Source organism: Streptomyces niphimycinicus (assembly GCF_018883605.1).
Lineage (GTDB): Bacteria > Actinomycetota > Actinomycetes > Streptomycetales > Streptomycetaceae > Streptomyces > Streptomyces niphimycinicus.
Map to the genome: position 1 here is coordinate 1 of NZ_JAHLEM010000381.1, position 18,967 is coordinate 18,967.

Here is an 18,967-nt window from a genome sequence, read left to right on the forward strand (position 1 = left end):
AAACCGGGGCTGCGCCCCAGACCCCGGGCCGGAACCGGGGCTGCGCCCCAGGCCCCTGCCGGAACCTGGGTTCCGCCCCAGGCCCCCGGGGCTGCGCCCCAGACCCCGCCGGAACCGGGGCTCCGCCCCAGGCCCCGAGCCGGGGCTTCACCCCTTCCCGCAGCATCGATATGCGGCTCCGCCTCGCGGTGGGGCTCCGGCCCGGGCTCCGGCCCGGGCTCCGGCCGGGCGACCCGGATGTGCGCGGGCCGCCGCCGGCCCGGCCCTCCGACCGCCCGGCACTCCGCTGCCGCGACGGTCGCCTCCTCGGCAGCCGGGGTCCAGGGGCGGAGCCCCTGGTTGCGGGAAGGGGCGGGGAGGGGAAAGCGTCGACATGCGGCTCCGCCGCGTGGCCCGCCGGGCACCCCGTAGCGGTCCCCGAGAGGCCCCGGAAGACTTGCGGAGGCCCGGTCACACCGGGTAAGCACACCGCACCCCGCCGCGTCGTGCCCGTACCCTGTAGGGCGACGCATCACGGTTGAGGGAAGGCACACGGCGGACGATGTCGCAGCAAGGGACGAAACAGCAGGTGGTCGACGATTTCATCGTGGACACGGAGGACTGCGAGGAGCGTGAGCGGGCCTTCCGTGAGCGCGGCACCGCCCGCCCGATCACCGTGTACGGCAACCCGGTCCTGCACAAGGAGTGCCGGGACGTGACCGTGTTCGACGAGGAGCTGGCGCGGCTCGTCGACGACATGTTCGCCAGCCAGCGGGCGGCGGAGGGCGTGGGCCTGGCCGCCAACCAGATCGGTGTCGACCTCAAGGTCTTCGTCTACGACTGCATGGACGACGAGGGCGTTCGCCATGTGGGCGCGGTGTGCAACCCGGTGCTGGAGGAGCTGCCCGCCGACCGCCGGGTGCTGGACGACTCCAATGAGGGCTGTCTGTCGGTCCCCACGGCCTATATGGAGCTGGCCCGCCCCGACTACGCGGTGGTGCGCGGCCAGGACCTCGACGGCGAGCCGATCGCGGTGCGCGGCACCGGCTACTTCGCGCGCTGTCTTCAGCATGAGACCGACCATCTGTACGGCTACCTGTACATCGACCGGCTCTCCAAGCGCGACCGTAAGGATGTGCTGAAGCAGATGGCCGAGGGCACCGCCCGCTATGAGACGGTGCCCAACGACTGAGTGTGCCGTACCTCACAGGGTGGGCCGGACTCATGCGGAGTCCGGCCCACCCTGTGGCGTCAGAGCGGCATCAGAGCGGCGTCAAGGTGGCGTCAGAGCGGCATCAGAAGTCGTCGTCGAAGGCGACCGAGCCCTCGACCGCGACCTGGTAGGCCGAGGCGCGGCGCTCGAAGAAGTTGGTCAGCTCCTGGACGTTTTGCAGCTCCATGAAGGAGAACGGGTTCTCCGAGCCGAAGACCGCGGGGAAGCCGAGGCGCATCAGGCGCTGGTCGGCCACGCACTGGAGATACTCCTGCATCGACGCGGTGTTCATGCCCGGCAGCCCGTCCCCGCACAGGTCGCGGGCGAACTGGAGCTCCGCCTCGACGGCCTCCTTCAGCATGTCGGTGACCTGCTGCTGGAGTTCGTCGTCGAAGAGGTCCGGCTCCTCCTCGCGGACGGTGTCCACGACCGAGAAGGCGAACTCCATGTGCATCGACTCGTCGCGGAACACCCAGTTGGTGCCCGTCGCCAGGCCGTGCAGCAGCCCGCGTGAGCGCAGCCAGTACACGTAGGCGAAGGCGCCGTAGAAGAACAGCCCCTCGATACAGGCCGCGAAGCAGATCAGGTTGAGCAGGAAGCGGCGGCGGTCCGCCTTGGTCTCCAGCCGGTCGATCTTCTCCACCGAGTCCATCCAGCGGAAGCAGAACTCCGCCTTCTCCCTGATGGAGGGGATGTTCTCGACGGCGGCGAAGGCCGCGGCGCGGTCGTCCGGATCGGGGAGGTAGGTGTCCAGCAGCGTCAGATAGAACTGGACGTGCACGGCCTCCTCGAAGAGCTGCCGCGACAGATACAGCCGCGCCTCGGGGGAGTTGATGTGCTTGTAGAGCGTCAGCACCAGGTTGTTGGCCACGATCGAGTCGCCGGTCGCGAAGAAGGCGACCAGGCGGCCGATCAGATGCTGCTCACCGGGGGAGAGCTTGGCGAGGTCGGTGACGTCGGAGTGGAGGTCGACCTCCTCCACGGTCCAGGTGTTCTTGATCGCGTCGCGGTAGCGGTCGTAGAACTCCGGGTACCGCATGGGCCGCAGGGTCAGTTCGAAGCCCGGGTCGAGCAGGTTCTTGGTGTCACTCATGGTTACTGGCATGCCTCGCAGGACTCGGGGTTTTCCAGGGAGCAGGCGATCGCGTCGGCCTCGGCGGCTGGAGCCTGCTGTACGGGAATGGGGGCGGGGGCGGGCGCATTGGCCGAGGCGCCGCCGCCGCGGGCGCTCTGGGCGATCCGGGTGGCCGGACGCGAGCGCAGGTAGTACGTGGTCTTGATGCCGCGCTTCCAGGCGAAGGCGTACATCGAGCTGAGCTTGCCGATGGTCGGCGAGGCCATGAAGAGGTTCAGCGACTGGCTCTGGTCGAGGTACGGGGTGCGGGCCGCCGCCATCTCGATCAGGGCGCGCTGCGGGATCTCCCACGCGGTGCGGTACAGGTCCCGTACGTCCGCGGGCACCCAGGAGAAGTCCTGGACCGAGCCGTTGGACTCGCGCAGCGCCTCGCGGGTCTGGGCGTCCCAGATGCCCAGCTTCTTGAGGTCGTCCACCAGATACGAGTTGACCTGGAGGAACTCCCCGCTGAGCGTTTCGCGCTTGAAGAGGTTGGAGACCTGCGGCTCGATGCACTCGTAGACGCCCGCGATGGAGGCGATGGTGGCGGTCGGCGCGATCGCCAGCAGCAGCGAGTTCCGCATCCCGGACTTCGCCATCCGGGTGCGCAGCGCCTCCCAGCGCTCCGGCCAGGTGGCCACCGCGTCCGGGTAGTGGTCCGGGTGCAGCACACCGCGCGCGGTGCGGGTCTCGGACCAGGCCGGATGCGGGCCGTGGCGCTCGGCCAGCTCGCAGGACGCCTCGTAGGCGGCGAGCATGATGCGCTCGGAGATCTGCGTGGAGAGCGCCTTGGCCTCGGGCGAGTCGAACGGCAGCCGCCGCCGGAAGAAGACGTCCTGAAGTCCCATCAGGCCCAGACCCACCGGGCGCCAGCGGGAGTTGGAGGCCCCGGCCTCGTCCGTCGGGTAGAAGTTGATGTCCACCACGCGGTCGAGGAAGGTCACGGCGGTGCGGACGGTGGCGTCCAGGCGCTCCCAGTCCACCTGTCCGTCCTCGTCCAGATGCGCGGCGAGGTTGACCGAGCCGAGGTTGCACACGGCGGTCTCGCCGTCGTTGGTGACCTCCAGGATCTCGGTGCACAGATTCGAGGAGTGGACGACCCTGCCGGGCTCGGCGGTCTGGTTGGCGGTGCGGTTGGCGGCGTCCTTGAACGTCATCCAGCCGTTGCCGGTCTGTGCGAGGGTGCGCATCATCCGGGCGTAGAGCTGCCGCGCCGGGACCTGCTTGACCGCCCGCCCCTCGGCCTCGGCCTTCCGGTACGCGGCGTCGAACTCATCGCCCCACAGGTCCACCAGAGCGGGCGCGTCGACCGGGGAGAACAGCGACCAGTCGGCGTCCGCCTCGACCCGGCGCATGAACTCGTCCGGGATCCAGTGGGCGATGTTGAGGTTGTGGGTGCGGCGGGCCTCCTCGCCCGTGTTGTCCCGCAGCTCCAGGAACTCCTCGAGGTCCGCGTGCCAGGTCTCCAGATAGACGCAGGCCGCGCCCTTGCGCCGGCCGCCCTGGTTGACGGCGGCCACCGAGGCGTCGAGGGTGCGCAGGAACGGCACGATGCCGTTGGAGTGCCCGTTGGTGCCCCGGATCAGCGAACCGCGGGCCCGGATACGGGAGTAGGACAGGCCGATGCCGCCCGCGTGCTTCGAGAGCCGCGCCACCTGGTGGTAGCGGTTGTAGATCGAGTCCAGCTCGTCCAGCGGCGAGTCCAGCAGATAGCAGGACGACATCTGCGGATGGCGGGTGCCGGAGTTGAACAGCGTGGGGGAGCTGGGCAGATACGACAGCGTGCTGGTCAGGCGGTACAGCTCGGCCACATCGTCCAGCGCCCGCTCCGAGAGGTCCTCGGCGAGCCCGCAGGCCACCCGCAGCAGGAAGTGCTGCGGGGTCTCGATCACCTGACGGGTGATGGGGTGGCGCAGCAGATAGCGGCTGTAGAGGGTGCGCAGTCCGAAGTAGCCGAAGCGCTTGTCGGCGCCGTCGGCCAGGGCCCGCTCCACCAGCGCGTCCAGCCGTGCCGCGTGGGCGGCGGCGAACTCCGCGGTGGAGTCGGCGAGCAGCCCCTCACGGTGGCCCACCTGGACGGAGGTGGAGAAGGAGACCGCGCCCTGCCCGGCCGCCTCCTCCGTGATGGTCAGCGCCAGCAGCCGCGCGGCCAGCCGCGAGTACTCCGGCTCCTCGGCGATCAGCCCGGCCGCGGCCTCGGTCGCCAGGTCACGCAACTCCGCCTCGTCCGAGCCCGGATGGCGGCCACGCAGGGCGGCGGCCGCGACCTTACCGGGGTCGGTGGCGGGCAGGTCGGCGGTGAGTCCGGTGAGGATCCGCAGCAGGGCGGTTCCGGGCGCGTCATGCGCTGCCTGAGAAACCGCCTGCTCTGAAACCGGATCTGCGGGCGCGATGGTCACTGAGGTGCTCTCCCTCGCTCGGCCGGGGCCACGAGGGAGGTGCGATGGGCGCGTACGGGCATGCCGATACCGCACTCCTCGTACGTCGGGCACACCACGCAGCGTCCATCGGCCCAACCCTCGAGGCCGGGGGACGTGTTCACACAGGGCCGTCGGCAGGTGCTCGGACTTACGGCACACCGCATAAGCGCACACGTACACCGTTGCGGGACAGTTCCGGATTCCCACCGGATTCCCCTGCGACGACAGCGAGGACGAGCATACATCTTGTGTCGGCCGACGCACGCACCCCCATATCTTGTGTCGCGAGGTGCGGAGTTTCGCATGAATGTGCTAATGCGTTCCGGAGGTGGCCCGTGACCTGGGGCCGGTCGCGGCGCGTAGCCCGGCGCGCACGGGAGGCCGCGGCCCGGGGCGCGCGGCGCCGGTCGTCACAGCTCCACGGTGAACGCCCACAGGGCGATTTCCGTTCCGGCTATCGGCGACCAATCCCGCTCCGGGGCGCGCACAAACCCCAGCCGCGCATACAGCCGGTGGGCGGCGGTCATGGACTGCTGGCTGCTGATCACTATCCGCCGCAGGCCCAGTGCGCGGGCCCGGTCCAGGCAGGCCCGTACGAGCGCCTCGGCGGCGCCGCGGCGGCGGGACTCGGGCCGCACGGCCAGCATCCGGAACTCGCCCTCGCCGGGCCGGGCCAGCTCCGCATAGGCCCCGCCGTACACCGCGAACGCCACGGCCCCCAGCACCTCGTCGCTGGCCGCGTCCGCCGCGACCAGCAGCTCGGCCTCGGCGGCCCGGCGCCGGGCGTCGCGCAGGGTGGCGAGATAAGGATCACTGTCGCCGAAGTCCAGCAGCCCGTCACCGAGATACACCCGCGCGGTGAGCTCCCCGATCCCGTCCAGTTCCTCATCTCTCGCACGCCTGATCGTGATGTCCATGCGCGCATTCTGCCGCACCCCACTGACAGCCGGGCAGGGTCTGTGTCCGGCGCCGGTCTCCGCCGTCAACGGGTGATGGCGGTGATCGCTCCGGTGGATCCCGCGCGCCGGTTGGCGGCGTCGGCTTCCTGGAAGGTGACATAGCGCCGGACCGTGCCGTCCGGCAGCGTCAGCTCATAGGCGACAACGGGTCGGGGCACGTTCTGAGCCGCCCCTCCGCCGCAGTTGCAGGCCATGGCTGCCCTTCTTTCCCTCGGGTCCAGTACGGGTCGGTGTCAGTCCAGCCACCGCGAGGCGACCCCGGCCAGGTAGGAGAGGGTCAGGGCGGTGGCCGGGAGGTGGAACCACGCGGTGGTGTGCAGCAAGGAGGCGTAGACGGCGATGGCGGCGGCGACCCAGGTGCTGGTGCACCAGCCGCAGTTGACGAGATAGGACGGCCGGGAGTCGTCGCCGAAGCGGTCGGCGACCCAGATTCTGAACCCCGCCGCCAGCGTGTCCTTGGTGATGAAGCGGGTGATACGGCAGGTGGTGCCGAGGGCGAGGAGGAACGCGGCGAGGCTCATCGGATCGCTCCCTCCCTGGGTGGTCCCACGCGGGCCGGCACTGCCGATGTCACTCATTAGAGGCACGGTGGAGGACAGCAGACCATACTCCGGCCGCGCGTTCCCCCGAATAGCGGAGCGCTTGTCATACAAGCTCGCCGCTGGGCGCGCCCAGATGCGCCAAACGAGTGATGGCGGCACCGGAACCTTGAGCGACGGGGGCGGGCGTGGATAACTGGAAACGTGCCGCCGAGGGTGCCCCATACCTCGTAGGCCCGCCAGGAGCCGGGCGTTGGTCCCGTCGCTCCGCTCTCATCCGGCGCGTCGCTTCCGCGCCCTGACCGGCCGCCCGGCGGCTCTCCGTTCCTCCGGTACCGGCCTGCCTCGACCGCGCCTGCCTCGACCGCGCCTGCCTCGACCGCGCGGTGGCGACGAGGCGTTGACCAGCGGCCTGCCCACGACATCGGCATGCCGTCGGCGCATATCACCCGAAACCTTCCCGGGAGGACCAACCATGACCTCGACCGCTCTCGCGACCGCCGCCCCCGCCGCGGCCAACTGGCCACCGTCGCCGGTGGGGCCCCCGTTGCTGCTGTCCGTGGTGCCCAACTCGGGCCCCACCGCCGGTGGGAACCTCGTCCAGCTCAACGGGCAGAACCTGCGCAATGTCATCAGCGTGACCTTCGGCGGCGTGCCCGCCCAGATCATCAGCCAGAGCAGCTCCGGTGGCGGCGGCTGGGATGGTGACTGGGGCGGTGGCTGGCCCGGAGGCGGCTGGCCGGGCAATCCCACCAACGACATCGTCGTGGTGATAGCCCCGCCGCACGCGCCCGGCTCCGTCCAGGTCCTGGTCACCACCACGGCCGGCACCAGCAACAGCCAGCCGTACACCTATGTGCCGCCGACGCCGCCGACCGCCGTCTCCATCACCCCGACCGTGGGACCGACCACCGGCGGCACCCTCTACCTGATCACGGGCACCAACCTGACCGGTGTCACCAGTGTCACCTTCGGCGCGAACCCCTCGGCGATCCTGACCATCAACGCGGCCGGGACCGTCCTGATCGGCGTCACCCCGGCAGGCCCGCCCGCGGGCGGCAACGTCACCGTCACGCTGAGCGGCCCGGGCGGCAGCGCCACCGTCCCCGGCGGTTTCACCTACTTCGTCCCGCCGCCCGCCCCGGCGCCCACCAGCATCACGCCCACCACCGGACCCGCCGCCGGCGGCACCGCGTTCACCATCAACGGCACCAACCTCGGCAGCGTGCTGGGCGTGCTGTTCAACGGGGTCCCCGCCACGGGTGTGACCGCCACCGCCACCACGGTCTCCGGCATCACCCCGGCCGGGGCGCCCGGCACCGCGACCGTCACGCTGGTGACGGCCTTCGGGACCGTCACCGTCCCCGGCACCTTCCGCTACGTCTGACGGCTACGTCCGACGGCTATGTCCGACCGCGCACATGCGGCCGAATCGCGCCGGTCACCGGGCCCCCTTCCGCCAGGGCCCGGTGACCGGCGAGGTCCTGCCTCGGCGCGCCCGCCGCTCAGCGGCAGAACGCCCGGTCCACGACCGTGTCCACGTGCCGCATGACCGCCGGGTCGCCCGGCTGCGTGGTCACCGCGAGCTCGGCGGCGCGGCCGTTGTCGGTGGCCCCGCCCCGGGTCTCGTAGCCCGTGGTGCTGCCGCCGTGGCCCCAGTAGACGCCGCCGCACGACAGCGGCTTGCTCACCAGGCCCAGCCCGTAGCGGGCACCGGGGCCGAAGTACTCGGCGGGGACGGTCGTGCGCATCTGGGTGAGCTGGGCCGCCGGGAGGAGACGCCCGGACAACAGCCCGGAGAAGAAGCGGTTGAGGTCGGAGTTGGTGGACACCATCTGCCCGGCCGCCCAGCCCCAGGAGGGGTCGAGCTCCGTGACGTCCTGCCAGGGTGCGTCGGCCGAACTCCGGTCGTAACCGTGGGGGTGGCGCTCGCGGATGTCCACCTCGCCGGGCTTCGGGAAGTAGGTGTGGCGCAGCGCCAGGCGCTTGATGACGCGCCGGTCGACCTCCTCGGCGTACGAGTGTCCGGTGACCTTCTCGATCAGCATGCCGGCGAGGACGTAGTTGGTGTTGCTGTACCGCCAGCTCGTTCCGGGTTCGAAGTCGGCCTTGTGCCGGAGGGCGGCGGCGAGCAGCTCGGGCGGGGTGTAGGAGCGCGGCTCGTCGTCGAGGTACGGGACGTAGTCGGGCAACCCGCTGGTGTGCTGTAGCAGGTGGCGAACCGTGATGCGACGCCCGTCGATGCCTTCGCCGCGCACCAGGCCGGGCAGGTAGGTCTCGATCGGCGTGTCGAGGCCGACCTTCCCCTCGGCGACCAGTTGCAGCACGACCACTGCGGTGAACGTCTTGGTGTTGCTGCCGATGCGCACCTGTCCGTCCCGGGGCACCTCCGCGCCGGTGGCCAGGTCGCCGATCCCGGCGTTGTAGGTACGGGTGTGACCGTGCCGGTCCCGCACGCTCGCCAGTGCGGCGGGGACTCCATCGGCATGTACCAGCGCGTTCAGTCCCTGCTGGACGCCGCGGTCCGGGCGGGTGTCGGCGAAGGCCGCGTGCGGCGCCAGGGCGCCGATCATCACGGCCCCCACGGCGGCAGCGGCACCGGCCCCGCGCCAACGATGCCCGCATCGGGCTGAACGAACCTTTTGACCTGCCTGTTTGCGCACGAGTGAACTCCCGGGACGTCTCGCGAAACCGGCCTTCAGCTTTTCCGGTCACGTCCGCTCGGGGCGATCCCGCTATCCCGCCGGATCAGGGTCCGGCTGCCTGTAGTGAACGTGGTGGGGGCAACCCCCGGGTCGGCTCCGCCCTACAGCGCGCCGAGGTGGTCGAGTCGCCCGGCCTTGGCGCTGCGTATGAGGTCGCGGAGGGTGGTTGGGGTGGTGGTGAGGATGGTCTCGGGTTCGTCGCTCTCGCGGAGTCGGATGGTGGCGTTGTCGGGTGCCGAGACGTAGAGGCAAGCGTTGCCTGTGGAGCTGTACGAGGACTTCTGCCATTCGCGGGTGGACAACTCATTTCCCTTTCAGGGCTCGGATGATGCTCTGGATGAGGTCGCGCGATTTCGGCTCGGTGAGGGCTACCGCCTCCATGCGATCCAGCACGATGCGGTACCTCTCCAACTGGGCAGGTGCGTCGAGTAGTTCGGAACCATGCTCCGTATCGAGCTGCACGGTGTCCAGTTGTGGGACGGGACCGGTGGCATAAAGGATCGACGGGCCCGAGCCGGGAAACGACCCCGCCTCGAAGGGGATCACCAGCACCTTGATGTGGGCGTGCTCGCTCATGTCGAGGATGTGTTGGAGCTGTCCGCGTGCTACGTCCGGTCCACCGAAGCGCATCCGTAGAGCGGCCTCATGAACGACGGCCGTATAGGGCGTGGGCCTGTCCCGGTAGAGGATGGCCTGCCGCTTCACGCGGTGGGAAACGTGGTGCTCGACGTCCGGCGGAGTCAACGGCGGGACCGCCTGCCGGAAGATCTCGCGGGCGTGGTCGATGGTCTGGAGCAGACCAGGCATGTGCGCGATGTAGGCCGAGCTCAGCTCCACAGCGTGGTGTTCCAGCTCGGCCAGATCGAGCAATCCGGCGGCGAGCGTCTCCCGGTACTCCTCCCACCAGCCCCGCTTGCGTTCCACTGCCATGTCGACGAGTGCCGCGATCAGAGCTTCGTCCCCGCACGAGTAGTTCCGCGCCAGCGCTCGCAGCCGCTCCGCGCTGACTCCGAACCGGCTCGCCTCGATGTTGCTGATGGCCGTCTGATTGGTGCCGAGCAGGCGCCCGGCCTCGGTCGACGTCAAACCGGCGCGTTCCCGAAGCCTGCGCAGCTCGGTGCCGAGGCGGAGTTGGCGTGCTGTCGGAACACTTCTCTGAGGCATTCGCCGATTCTCTCTGCTCACGCGCAACAGGCGTGTCACTCACACGGGTGGTATCCCAAGTACTTCGATCCGTGCCGTCGAATACCTTATGCGAATGGGGCTACGGTGTGTGCCCGGGATCACAGCCCAACTCCACGCACAGACCGGAGACTTCATGCCCACCACACCCCCGGAAAACCCCTGGTCGTACTCACTCCGCCTGCCCCACGACCCCCGTGCCGCAGCCATCGCCCGCACCACCCTCCGTGCGGTCCTCGTCCGCCACGGCATGGGTGATCTCACCGACCCCGCGACCCTCGTGACCAGTGAGGTGGTCACCAACGCCTACCGCCACACCACCGGTCCGGCCGAAATGCGTATCCGCGCCGTGGAGGAGGGGCGTCTGCGGATCAGCGTGTGGGACACCAATCCGGATATCCCGCCGCCCTTCGACAAGCCCCCGGCCCTCTTCGACCGCTCGCACGCCCTCGCCGAGGCCGCCGCGAACACCGAGGCCACCTACGGACGCGGCCTGCTCATCGTCCGGATCTGCGCCGACAACTGGGGCGGCTACGCCCTCGCCGACGAGTTGTTCGGCAGGAGCGGCAAGCTGCTCTGGTTCGAACTCGCACCGCAGCAGCCGCCCCGCGACGCCTACGAGATCGCCGCCTGACGCCCGGGCGCCATCGCCGGTGGGAAGGAGTTCAGCTCGGGCTCGCCATACGACTCGTAGGGTTCGTCCTTCTCCTGGCTCCAGTCCGGGTCCATCGCACAAGGTCCACCGCTGCCTCCGCTGAGCCGGTGGTACTCCGCCTCCCACGTGACCCCGGTGCTGAAGCCGCCGTCGCGTTCGGCCTCGACGCTCCACTCCTCGAGCTGCTCGTCCTTGCCGAACCGCGTGATGCGCCACCCCTCCGCCTTGAGGCGATCCCGCGCCCTGCGCAGTGCGGGCAGCGCCTCCGCCCGGTTCACCTTTCCGATCGACCACCCGTGGATCAGTTGGTACGCGCCTTCCACGGGTGGGTCGGCGATGCTGAACAGGCCGTCCGGGTAGCAATAGTTGGAGTCGTACCTGTTGTAGTCGTTCACATCGACGTAGCCGCCTTCCACGGTGCGGTCGATGCCGAGCGCGGCATACGCGTCCCGGGAATAGCCCGAGAGCTGACGCGCCCGCTTCTCGGGGTCGACGTCGGGGTAGGTCGAATCGACGCTCGCGTACGCGAGCCAGCCGACCCCGGCCGCGGCCAGCATCAGCACACTGGAACACCCGACGCCCCGCCAGTTGCGGCCCTTTCCGGCGGGCACCTCGCTCTCGTTCATATACCGGACGGTAGGTCCCGGCCCCGGAGCCCCGGATCCGCGCGGCTCCTCACCATGGCGTAGGTACCCGTACTCACACGAACCGGCGAACCGGCGAACCGGCGAACCGGCGAACCGCCGAACCGCCGAATCGGCGAACCGGTGCAACGGCGAAAGGGCGAACGGGCCGCCGACTCCCCGTCAGTCAGGGGGAGCCGACGGCCCGTTCGCCGTCGATCAGTGCGGCAGCCCGCCGCAGGCGTCAGTGGCCGCCCGGGGAGCCCGCCGTGGCCGGCGGGAGGTCGGCCTGGACGCCGGGGTCGCCCGCGTCCGCCTTGTAGTCGGCGGCGGTGGTCTCGTCGATGCCGTCGGGGGCCTTGAGCGCGCGCAGCACCACCGTCAGGACGACGGTCACCAGCACGTTGAGCGCGATCGCGGTGAAGCCGATGTAGCCGATCTCCCCGATGGCGGGCATATCGGCGGTGTTGCCGAAGTGCTTCTGGGTGCCGCTCGGGGTGTCGTACGCCTTCCACGTTCCGTAGACCATGCCGACGGCCCAGCCCGCCAGCAGCGCCCAGCGGTGGAACCAGCGGGTGAACAGGCCGCCCACCAGGGCCGGGAAGGTCTGGAGGATCCAGATACCGCCCAGCAACTGGAAGTTGATCGCGACGGTCTTGTCCATGCCCAGCACGAAGATCAGCGCGCCGACCTTCACCAGCAGCGAGACCAGCTTGGAGACCTTGGTCTCCTCCTCCGGCGTGGCGTTCGGCCGCAGGAAGTCCTTGTAGATGTTGCGGGTGAAGAGGTTCGCCGCGGCGATCGACATGATGGCCGCCGGGACGAGGGCGCCGATGCCGATCGCGGCGAAGGCGATGCCCGCGAACCAGTCGGGGAACATGTTCTCGAAGAGCTGAGGGATGGCGAGCTGGCCGTTTTCGACCTTCACCCCGGCGGCGATGGCCATGAAGCCGAGCAGCGCCAGCAGCCCCAGCATCAGCGAGTACAGCGGCAGGATCGTGGTGTTGCGGCGGATCACCTCACGGCTGCGGCTGGAGAGCGTCGCGGTGATCGAGTGCGGATACATGAACAGGGCCAGCGCCGAGCCCAGGGCCAGGGTGCCGTAGGCCCATTGGCCCTCCGCCGGGGGCGCGAGCCCGCCCGCTCCCGCCTTGGTGAACTTGTCGTTCGCCGCGCTGAAGATGTCGTCGAAGCCACCCAGCTTGATCGGGATGTAGATGATCGCCACCGCGATGACGATGTAGATCAGGGTGTCCTTGACGAAGGCGATCAGCGCGGGCGCGCGCAGCCCGGAGGAGTAGGTGTACGCCGCGAGGACACCGAAGGCGATCAGCAGCGGCAGGTCCTTGATGAACCAGTTGGTGTTCTCCCCGCCGCCGACGCCCATCACGTCCAGCACCGCCTGGATGCCGACGAGCTGGAGGGCGATGTACGGCATGGTGGCGAGGATGCCGGTGACCGCGACGGCCAGTGAGAGCCCCTTGGAGCCGAAGCGGCCACGGACGAAGTCCGAAGTGGTGACATACCCGTGCTTATGGGACACCGACCACAGTCGGGGCAGGAAGGTGAAGATCAGCGGGTAGACCAGGATGGTGTACGGGACCGCGAAGAAGCCGGACGCGCCCGCCGCGTAGATCGCCGCCGGGACGGCGACGAAGGTGTACGCGGTGTAGAGGTCGCCGCCGAGCAGGAACCAGGTGATCCAGGTGCCGAAGCTGCGGCCGCCCAGTCCCCATTCGTCCAGGTTGTTGGCGTTCTCGGCGGCGCGCCAGCGCGCGGCCAGGAACCCCATGACCGTGACGACCACGAAGAAGAAGATGAAGACGGCGAGTGCGACGCCGTTCACTCCGTCGTTCATGCCGACTCACCCCCCTTGCGCGCCCGCTGCTCACGGCGGACCAGGAGATAGGCGACCGAGGTCAGCGCGGCCGAGATCGGTACCCAGAGCATCTGGTACCAGTAGAAGAACGGGATCCCGATGAGGGTCGGCTCGACCTTGGCGTACGAGCCGACCCAGAGCACCCCGACAAAGGGTGCGATCAGGCAGAGAGCGGCCACGACGCGCGCAGGCGTCACGACCGGTCTCCTGCCGGGTGAAGCGGACGTGTCTGACATGCGGCGGGCTCCAGTCCCCTCGGCTCATCACCTGCGGCACAGTCGATCACCTGGATCCCGGTGATCATTTGTGTAATGCGCAGGAAATCTAAGCCCCCGGCCCGGCGGCCGTCACTACCCGTCCGTATATCGGTATGAGAAAGAAAGCGGGTGAGGGGTGCCCCGCCCGGTCGTAGCGCGGCCCGTATGCGGGCGCGGCTCGGGCATGGTGGGCTCAGCCTTACCGCGCCCCGGACGTATCACCGCTCAGTCGTTCGGCCGCTGGAGCCGGGCCACGAACTTGTAGCGGTCCCCGCGGTAGACCGACCGCACCCACTCCACCGGCTCCCCGGCCGCGTCCCGCGAATGGCGCGAGAGCATCAGCATCGGCAGCCCCACATCGGTGCCCAGCAGCCCCGCCTCGCGCGGGGTGGCCAGCGAGGTCTCGATGGTCTCCTCGGCCTCGGCCAGCCGGACGTCGTACACCTCGGCCAGCGCCGTGTAGAGGGAGGTGTACTTGACCAGGCTGCGGCGCAGCGCGGGGAAGCGCTTGGCGGACAGATGGGTGGTCTCGATCGCCATCGGCTCACCGCTGGCCAGCCGCAGCCGCTCGATGCGCAGCACCCGCCCGCCGGCGGCGATGTCCAGCAGCCCGGAGAGCCGGTCGTCGGCGGTGACATAGCCGATGTCCAGGAGCTGGGAGGTGGGCTCCAGGCCCTGGGCCTTCATGTCCTCGGTGTACGAGGTCAGTTGCAGCGCCTGGGAGACCTTGGGCTTGGCCACGAAGGTGCCCTTGCCCTGGATCCGCTCCAGGCGGCCCTCGACGACCAGCTCCTGAAGCGCCTGGCGCACGGTGGTGCGCGAGGTGTCGAACTCGGCGGCCAGGGTGCGCTCCGGTGGGACCGGGGTGCCGGGTGGCAGGGTCTCGGTCATGTCCAGCAAGTGGCGCTTGAGGCGGTAGTACTTCGGGACGCGTGCGGTCCGCGCCCCGGCGGAGCCGTTGCCGTCGCTCTCGGCCGTCGTGATGGCCGCCGCTGCCGCCGCTGCCCCCTCGGTCTCCATCGCGCGCCCTCTCCGACTCCTGGTCCGCTGCCGCCACCGGCGTCTGCCGCCGTTACCGGTCTCCTGAAGAATCCAGCGCCTCACATCGTGGCACGGTCCCGGCTCCGGGCATCCGTTCGGTCCGGATGTCGGGAAGTGTCGGTCCGGTAACGGAGCCGCCGGTGACTCTTATACACCCTTGACACCCCAAAAGGTCTAGGCCAAGCTGCGGGCACTGGTCTGGACCATTAAACCCCTCATCCGGCCTTCTTGAGGAGAGTGCTGTGAAGCGTGGGCTCATAGCGGCGACGGGTGTCGCGGCAATGCTGGTATCCGTCGCGGCCTGTGGGTCCGACGGCGATGACAAAAAGGCCGGAGCGGATGGTTTCAAGGGCGAGACGCTGACCGTCTGGGCGATGGACGGCTCCACGCCCGACGGCTGGACGAAGGATGTCAAGGCCGCTTTCGAGAAGAGGACGGGCGCCAAGCTGAAGCTGGAGATCCAGCAGTGGAACGGCATTCAGCAGAAGGTGACCACCGCGCTCTCGGAATCCGATCCGCCGGACGTCCTGGAGATCGGCAACACCCAGACGCCGTCGTACGCGCAGACCGGCGGACTGGCCGAACTGGATGACCTGAAGAAGTCCATCGGCGCCGACTGGTCGGAGTCGATCAACAAGTCCGCGGTCTACGACGGCAAGCAGTACGCGGCGCCGTGGTACGCGGCCAACCGGGTCGTCCTCTACAACAAGAAGATCTGGGCCGAGGCCGGGATCAAGGACACCCCCAAGACCCGTACCGAGTTCTTCAAGGATCTGGACACCATCCAGAAGAAGACGGACGCCGAGCCGATCTATCTCCCCGGCCAGAACTGGTACTTCTTCGACGGGCTGACCATCGGCACCGGTGCCGACCTCGTCAAGAAGTCCGGCGACAAGTGGGTCTCCAACCTCGCCGACCCCAAGGTCGGCAAGGCCATGGACATCTACAAGCAGTACCAGTCCTTCAGCAAGGCCCCCAAGGACAAGGACGAGGCCACCCCGCAGCAGGGCGAGGTCTTCGCCAAGGGCAAGACCGGCGCGTTCATCGGCATGGGCTGGGAAGCCGGTATCGCGATCAAGGCCAACCCCAAGATCGAGAAGGACCTCGGCTACTTCACCATCCCGGGTGAGACCGCCGGCAAACCGGAGGGCGTCTTCCTCGGCGGCTCCAACCTCGCGGTCGCCGCGGGCAGCGAAAAGCAGGAGCTGGCCAAGGAGTTCCTGAAGATCGCGCTGAATGACACCTACGAGGGACAGCTCGCCAAGGAAGGCGGTGTCATCCCCAACAAGGAGTCGCTCCAGGCGCGGCTCAAGGGCAACCCCGCCGGAATGGCCGCCGCACCGGCCGCCGCGACCGGCGGCACCACCCCGCTGATCCCCGAATGGGCCCCGGTGGAGAACGCCCCGAACCCGGTCAAGACCTATATGACCGCGGTGCTCACCGGTAAGTCGCCCGCCGAGGCGGCCAAGTCGGTCGAAGGCGAGCTGAACAAGCGCCTCAGCCAGGAGCGCTGAGCCGGATGTCCGTAACGACCGAACGCCAGGACCCCGGCCCGGCGGCGGCCGGGGTCCGCCGGAGCGGGGGGCCGCCAGGCACCTGCCGCCCGGCCCCGGGCACCCCCGGGCGCGGACGGCTGACCGGCGCCGCCCCGTACCTCCTGCTGCTGCCCGCGCTGGTGGCGACCGTGCTGCTGCTGGGCTGGCCGCTGGTCAAGGACGGCCTGCTGTCGTTCCAGAACCTCAATATGCGGCAGTTGATCCAGCACCTCACCGAGTGGAACGGGGTCGACAACTACCGCGAGACGCTGACCAGCGAGGACTTCTGGCGGGTCACCCTGCGGTCGGTGATCTTCACCGCGGTCAACGTCGTGCTGATCATGCTGCTCGGCACTCTGGTCGGACTGCTGCTGGCCCGCCTCGGCAGCAAGATGCGGCTGCTGCTCTCGGTCGGTCTGGTGCTCGCCTGGGCCATGCCGCCCATCGCCGGCACCACCGTCTTCCAGTGGCTCTTCGCCGCCCGCTTCGGGGTGGTCAACTGGGTGCTGGACGCGCTCGGCCGGCACTCCATGGCGAACTACAACTGGACCGGCAGCCAGTTCTCCACCTTCTTCATCATCACCGTGCTGATCGTCTGGCAGTCGATCCCCTTCGTGGCGATCAACCTCTACGCCGCGACGACCACCATCCCCGGCGAGCTCTACGAGGCCGCCGCGCTCGACGGCGCCGGCACCTGGAAGAGCTTCACCTCGGTGACGTTCCCCTTCCTCAAGCCGTTTCTGCTGGCCACGACGTTCCTCGAAGTCATCTGGGTCTTCAAGGCGTTCACCCAGGTCTTCGCGATCAACGAGGGCGGCCCGGACCGGCTCACCGAAACCCTCCCCGTCTACGCCTTCATCGAGGGCGTGGGCAATCAGCACTACGGCATGGGCGCCGCGATCTCGCTGCTGACCATCGCCGTGCTGCTGGCACTGACCTCCTACTACCTCCGGATCGTGCTCAGGCAAGAGGAGGACGAGCTGTGAAGCGCTCGCCGCTCGCCCGGCTGTGGCCCAACGCGACCGCCGTCGTGCTCTTCATCGGCTTCGCGTTCCCCGTCTACTGGATGTTCACCACGGCCTTCAAGCCGACCTCGGACGTCATCTCCGAGGACCCGGTGTGGTTCCCGACCAGTGCCACCCTGGACCACTTCCAGAAGGCCCTGGACGCCAAGAACTTCTGGACGCTGGTGGGCAACTCGCTCACCGTGACCCTCTCGGCGGTCGCCCTCTCGCTGGTGATCGCGCTGCTCGCGGCGTTCTCCCTGGCCCGGATGCGGTTCAAGGGGCGCCGCGGCTTCCTGGTGACCTTCATGATCGCGCAGATGGCGCCCTGGGAAGTCCTGGTCATCGCCGTCTACATGATCGTCCGCGACGGCGACATGCTGAACAGCCTGATCCCGCTCACCCTGTTCTACATGGTCATGGTGCTGCCCTTCACGATCCTCACGCTCCGCGCCTATGTGGCCGCGATCCCCAAGGAGCTGGAGGAGTCGGCGATGGTCGACGGCTGCACCCGTCCGCAGGCGTTCGTCCGGGTGATCTTCCCGCTGCTGGCGCCCGGCCTGATGGCCACCTCGCTCTTCGGCTTCATCACGGCCTGGAACGAATTCCCGCTCGTCCTCATCCTCAACAAGGACCCGCAGGCCCAGACGCTTCCGCTGTGGCTGTCGAGCTTCCAGACCGCCTTCGGCGACGACTGGGGTGCCACCATGGCGGCGGCCTCGCTGTTCGCCATCCCGATCCTGGTTCTGTTCCTGTTTCTGCAACGCAAGGCGGTCGGTGGGCTCACTTCCGGCGCTGTGAAGGGATGATCCCGGTTTATGACGACCCTCGCGCATGACTCCGCCACCCTCACCCGCGACGCTCTCACCGTTCTTCAGCCAGGCTTCACCGGCACCACCGCCCCCGACTGGCTGCGGCGGCGGCTCGGCGAGGGGCTCGCCTCCGTCGGCCTCTTCGGCCGGAACATCACCTCGCCCGAGCAGCTCGCCGCGCTCACCGCCGAGCTGCGCGCCGAGCGCGACGACGTCCTGGTGGCCATCGACGAGGAGGGCGGCGACGTCACCCGGCTCGAGGTGCGCGCCGGCTCCTCCTTCCCCGGCAACCTGGCGCTCGGCGCCGTCGACGACCCGGAGCTGACCTGGGCCGTCGCCCGCGAGCTGGGCCGCCGCCTCGCCGAATGCGGCGTCAACCTCAACTGGGCGCCCTCCGCCGACGTCAACTCCAACCCCGACAACCCGGTCATCGGCGTGCGCTCCTTCGGCGCCGAACCCGGGCTCGTCGCCCGGCACACCGCCGCGTACATCGAGGGACTCCAGAGCGCCGGGGTCGCCGCCTGCACCAAGCACTTCCCCGGCCACGGCGACACCGCCACCGACTCCCACCACGCCCTGCCGCGCATCGACGCCGGACTCGACACCCTCACCGCCCGCGAACTGGTGCCCTTCCGCGCCGCCGTCACCGCCGGGACCAAGGCCGTGATGAGCGCGCATATCCTGCTGCCCGTACTCGACCCCGACCTGCCCGCCACCCTCAGCCCCGCCGCGCTGCACGGCCTGCTGCGCCGGCCCGTGGCCGACGGCGGCCTCGGCTTCGACGGGCTGATCGTCACCGACGGCATGGAGATGCGGGCCATCGCCGACGCGTACGGCATCGAGCACGGCAGCGTCATGGCCATCGCCGCGGGCGCCGACGCGATCTGCGTCGGCGGCGGACTCGCCGACGAGGACACCGTGCTGCGGCTGCGCGACGCGCTGGTCACGGCCGTCATCGAGGGACGGCTGGCGGAGCAGCGGCTGGCCGAGGCGGCGGCGCGGGTGCGCACCCTGGGGGAGTGGACGCGGCACTCCGCCGGACCGCGCGCG

Annotated in this window: 19 protein-coding genes and 1 riboswitch; of the genes, 7 read left to right on the forward strand and 12 right to left on the reverse strand. The window is 69.4% G+C overall.

The features are described from left to right. Positions 1 to 541: 541 nt before the first annotated feature. Complete coding sequence (def, locus tag KN815_RS29745; protein ID WP_078643489.1) at positions 542 to 1,171, forward strand: peptide deformylase; 630 nt, start codon at positions 542 to 544, stop codon at positions 1,169 to 1,171. Between the two features lie 103 nt (positions 1,172 to 1,274). On the opposite strand, the gene KN815_RS29750 is transcribed toward def, so the two are convergent. The 5 genes from KN815_RS29750 to KN815_RS29765 all read right to left on the reverse strand — a co-directional run bounded on the left by KN815_RS29750 (position 1,275) and on the right by KN815_RS29765 (position 6,206). Continuing rightward, entirely contained in the window at positions 1,275 to 2,297 is a 1,023-nt protein-coding gene (locus tag KN815_RS29750) for a ribonucleotide-diphosphate reductase subunit beta (RefSeq protein ID WP_216344971.1), read from the reverse strand. After that, positions 2,288 to 4,705, reverse strand: a complete 2,418-nt coding sequence (locus KN815_RS29755; RefSeq protein WP_216344972.1) for a ribonucleoside-diphosphate reductase subunit alpha — start codon at positions 4,703 to 4,705, stop codon at positions 2,288 to 2,290. Before KN815_RS29755 ends, KN815_RS29750 begins: the two co-directional genes overlap by 10 nt. 137 nt (positions 4,706 to 4,842) lie before the next feature. Beyond that, positions 4,843 to 5,000: riboswitch (cobalamin riboswitch) on the reverse strand. Positions 5,001 to 5,136: 136 nt separating this feature from the next. Beyond that, positions 5,137 to 5,643 (reverse strand): GNAT family N-acetyltransferase, encoded by a 507-nt coding sequence (locus KN815_RS29760; protein ID WP_216344973.1) that lies wholly within the window; start codon positions 5,641 to 5,643, stop codon positions 5,137 to 5,139. A 65-nt stretch (positions 5,644 to 5,708) separates the two neighbouring features. Further along, the gene (locus KN815_RS51660) at positions 5,709 to 5,843 is read right to left on the reverse strand and encodes a hypothetical protein (RefSeq protein ID WP_301184661.1); all 135 of its coding nucleotides are present in this window, start codon (positions 5,841 to 5,843) and stop codon (positions 5,709 to 5,711) included. A gap of 75 nt (positions 5,844 to 5,918) precedes the next feature. Then, on the reverse strand, positions 5,919 to 6,206 hold the full coding sequence (locus tag KN815_RS29765) for a hypothetical protein (protein ID WP_216344974.1): 288 nt from the start codon (positions 6,204 to 6,206) through the stop codon (positions 5,919 to 5,921). 493 nt (positions 6,207 to 6,699) lie between these two features. Here KN815_RS29765 and KN815_RS29770 point away from each other — a divergent pair, with 493 nt between their 5' ends. Further along, positions 6,700 to 7,611, forward strand: coding sequence for an IPT/TIG domain-containing protein (locus tag KN815_RS29770; RefSeq protein WP_216344975.1), 912 nt, complete (start codon positions 6,700 to 6,702; stop codon positions 7,609 to 7,611). 118 nt (positions 7,612 to 7,729) lie between these two features. On the opposite strand, the gene KN815_RS29775 is transcribed toward KN815_RS29770, so the two are convergent. The 3 genes from KN815_RS29775 to KN815_RS29785 form a co-directional block, all read right to left on the reverse strand. After that, complete coding sequence (locus KN815_RS29775) at positions 7,730 to 8,797, reverse strand: serine hydrolase domain-containing protein (protein WP_253209319.1); 1,068 nt, start codon at positions 8,795 to 8,797, stop codon at positions 7,730 to 7,732. Positions 8,798 to 9,030: 233 nt separating this feature from the next. After that, a complete protein-coding gene (locus KN815_RS29780) occupies positions 9,031 to 9,231 on the reverse strand; it encodes a DUF397 domain-containing protein (protein WP_216344977.1) in 201 nt (66 codons plus the stop codon). Position 9,232: 1 nt separating this feature from the next. Then, a complete protein-coding gene (locus KN815_RS29785) occupies positions 9,233 to 10,093 on the reverse strand; it encodes a helix-turn-helix domain-containing protein (RefSeq protein WP_216344986.1) in 861 nt (286 codons plus the stop codon). Positions 10,094 to 10,247: 154 nt separating this feature from the next. Here KN815_RS29785 and KN815_RS29790 point away from each other — a divergent pair, with 154 nt between their 5' ends. Next, positions 10,248 to 10,745 (forward strand): ATP-binding protein, encoded by a 498-nt coding sequence (locus KN815_RS29790; RefSeq protein WP_216344978.1) that lies wholly within the window; start codon positions 10,248 to 10,250, stop codon positions 10,743 to 10,745. Here the strand turns inward: KN815_RS29790 and KN815_RS29795 are convergent. From KN815_RS29795 to KN815_RS29810, 4 genes are all read right to left on the reverse strand, one after another. Then, entirely contained in the window at positions 10,727 to 11,392 is a 666-nt protein-coding gene (locus KN815_RS29795; RefSeq protein ID WP_216344979.1) for a hypothetical protein, read from the reverse strand. The two genes, KN815_RS29790 and KN815_RS29795, sit on opposite strands and share 19 nt — an antisense overlap. A 241-nt stretch (positions 11,393 to 11,633) precedes the next feature. Then, positions 11,634 to 13,247: a monocarboxylate uptake permease MctP gene (mctP, locus tag KN815_RS29800; RefSeq protein ID WP_216344980.1), complete on the reverse strand. Its 1,614-nt coding sequence runs from the start codon at positions 13,245 to 13,247 to the stop codon at positions 11,634 to 11,636. Beyond that, complete coding sequence (locus KN815_RS29805) at positions 13,244 to 13,504, reverse strand: DUF3311 domain-containing protein (RefSeq protein ID WP_216344981.1); 261 nt, start codon at positions 13,502 to 13,504, stop codon at positions 13,244 to 13,246. The genes mctP and KN815_RS29805 overlap by 4 nt, the downstream gene beginning before the upstream one ends. A 246-nt stretch (positions 13,505 to 13,750) precedes the next feature. Continuing rightward, positions 13,751 to 14,545: a GntR family transcriptional regulator gene (locus tag KN815_RS29810; protein WP_253209321.1), complete on the reverse strand. Its 795-nt coding sequence runs from the start codon at positions 14,543 to 14,545 to the stop codon at positions 13,751 to 13,753. Positions 14,546 to 14,808: 263 nt separating this feature from the next. On the opposite strand from KN815_RS29810, the gene KN815_RS29815 reads away from it, so the two are divergent. The 4 genes from KN815_RS29815 to KN815_RS29830 all read left to right on the forward strand — a co-directional run. Then, positions 14,809 to 16,080 carry an extracellular solute-binding protein gene (locus KN815_RS29815; protein WP_216344982.1) on the forward strand — a complete coding sequence of 424 codons (1,272 nt, stop codon included), beginning with the start codon at positions 14,809 to 14,811 and terminating at the stop codon, positions 16,078 to 16,080. A 5-nt stretch (positions 16,081 to 16,085) separates the two neighbouring features. Further along, positions 16,086 to 17,087: a carbohydrate ABC transporter permease gene (locus KN815_RS29820; RefSeq protein ID WP_216344983.1), complete on the forward strand. Its 1,002-nt coding sequence runs from the start codon at positions 16,086 to 16,088 to the stop codon at positions 17,085 to 17,087. Beyond that, entirely contained in the window at positions 17,084 to 17,914 is an 831-nt protein-coding gene (locus KN815_RS29825) for a carbohydrate ABC transporter permease (RefSeq protein ID WP_216344984.1), read from the forward strand. Before KN815_RS29820 ends, KN815_RS29825 begins: the two co-directional genes overlap by 4 nt. 9 nt (positions 17,915 to 17,923) lie before the next feature. After that, a partial coding sequence (locus KN815_RS29830) for a glycoside hydrolase family 3 protein (RefSeq protein WP_216344985.1) occupies positions 17,924 to 18,967 on the forward strand: 1,044 nt, incomplete at its 3' end.

Bases quoted from the DNA above. Each gene is read 5' to 3' on its own strand.
- KN815_RS29810 (WP_253209321.1), bottom strand. From the start codon at position 14,545: ATGGAGACCGAGGGGGCAGCGGCGGCAGCGGCGGCCATCACGACGGCC.
- KN815_RS29820 (WP_216344983.1), top strand. From the start codon at position 16,086: ATGTCCGTAACGACCGAACGCCAGGACCCCGGCCCGGCGGCGGCCGGG.
- def (WP_078643489.1), top strand. From the start codon at position 542: ATGTCGCAGCAAGGGACGAAACAGCAGGTGGTCGACGATTTCATCGTG.
- mctP (WP_216344980.1), bottom strand. From the start codon at position 13,247: ATGAACGACGGAGTGAACGGCGTCGCACTCGCCGTCTTCATCTTCTTC.
- KN815_RS29805 (WP_216344981.1), bottom strand. From the start codon at position 13,504: ATGTCAGACACGTCCGCTTCACCCGGCAGGAGACCGGTCGTGACGCCT.
- KN815_RS29785 (WP_216344986.1), bottom strand. From the start codon at position 10,093: ATGCCTCAGAGAAGTGTTCCGACAGCACGCCAACTCCGCCTCGGCACC.
- KN815_RS29765 (WP_216344974.1), bottom strand. From the start codon at position 6,206: ATGAGCCTCGCCGCGTTCCTCCTCGCCCTCGGCACCACCTGCCGTATC.
- KN815_RS29790 (WP_216344978.1), top strand. From the start codon at position 10,248: ATGCCCACCACACCCCCGGAAAACCCCTGGTCGTACTCACTCCGCCTG.
- KN815_RS29760 (WP_216344973.1), bottom strand. From the start codon at position 5,643: ATGGACATCACGATCAGGCGTGCGAGAGATGAGGAACTGGACGGGATC.
- KN815_RS29795 (WP_216344979.1), bottom strand. From the start codon at position 11,392: ATGAACGAGAGCGAGGTGCCCGCCGGAAAGGGCCGCAACTGGCGGGGC.
- KN815_RS29775 (WP_253209319.1), bottom strand. From the start codon at position 8,797: ATGATCGGCGCCCTGGCGCCGCACGCGGCCTTCGCCGACACCCGCCCG.
- KN815_RS29770 (WP_216344975.1), top strand. From the start codon at position 6,700: ATGACCTCGACCGCTCTCGCGACCGCCGCCCCCGCCGCGGCCAACTGG.
- KN815_RS29750 (WP_216344971.1), bottom strand. From the start codon at position 2,297: ATGCCAGTAACCATGAGTGACACCAAGAACCTGCTCGACCCGGGCTTC.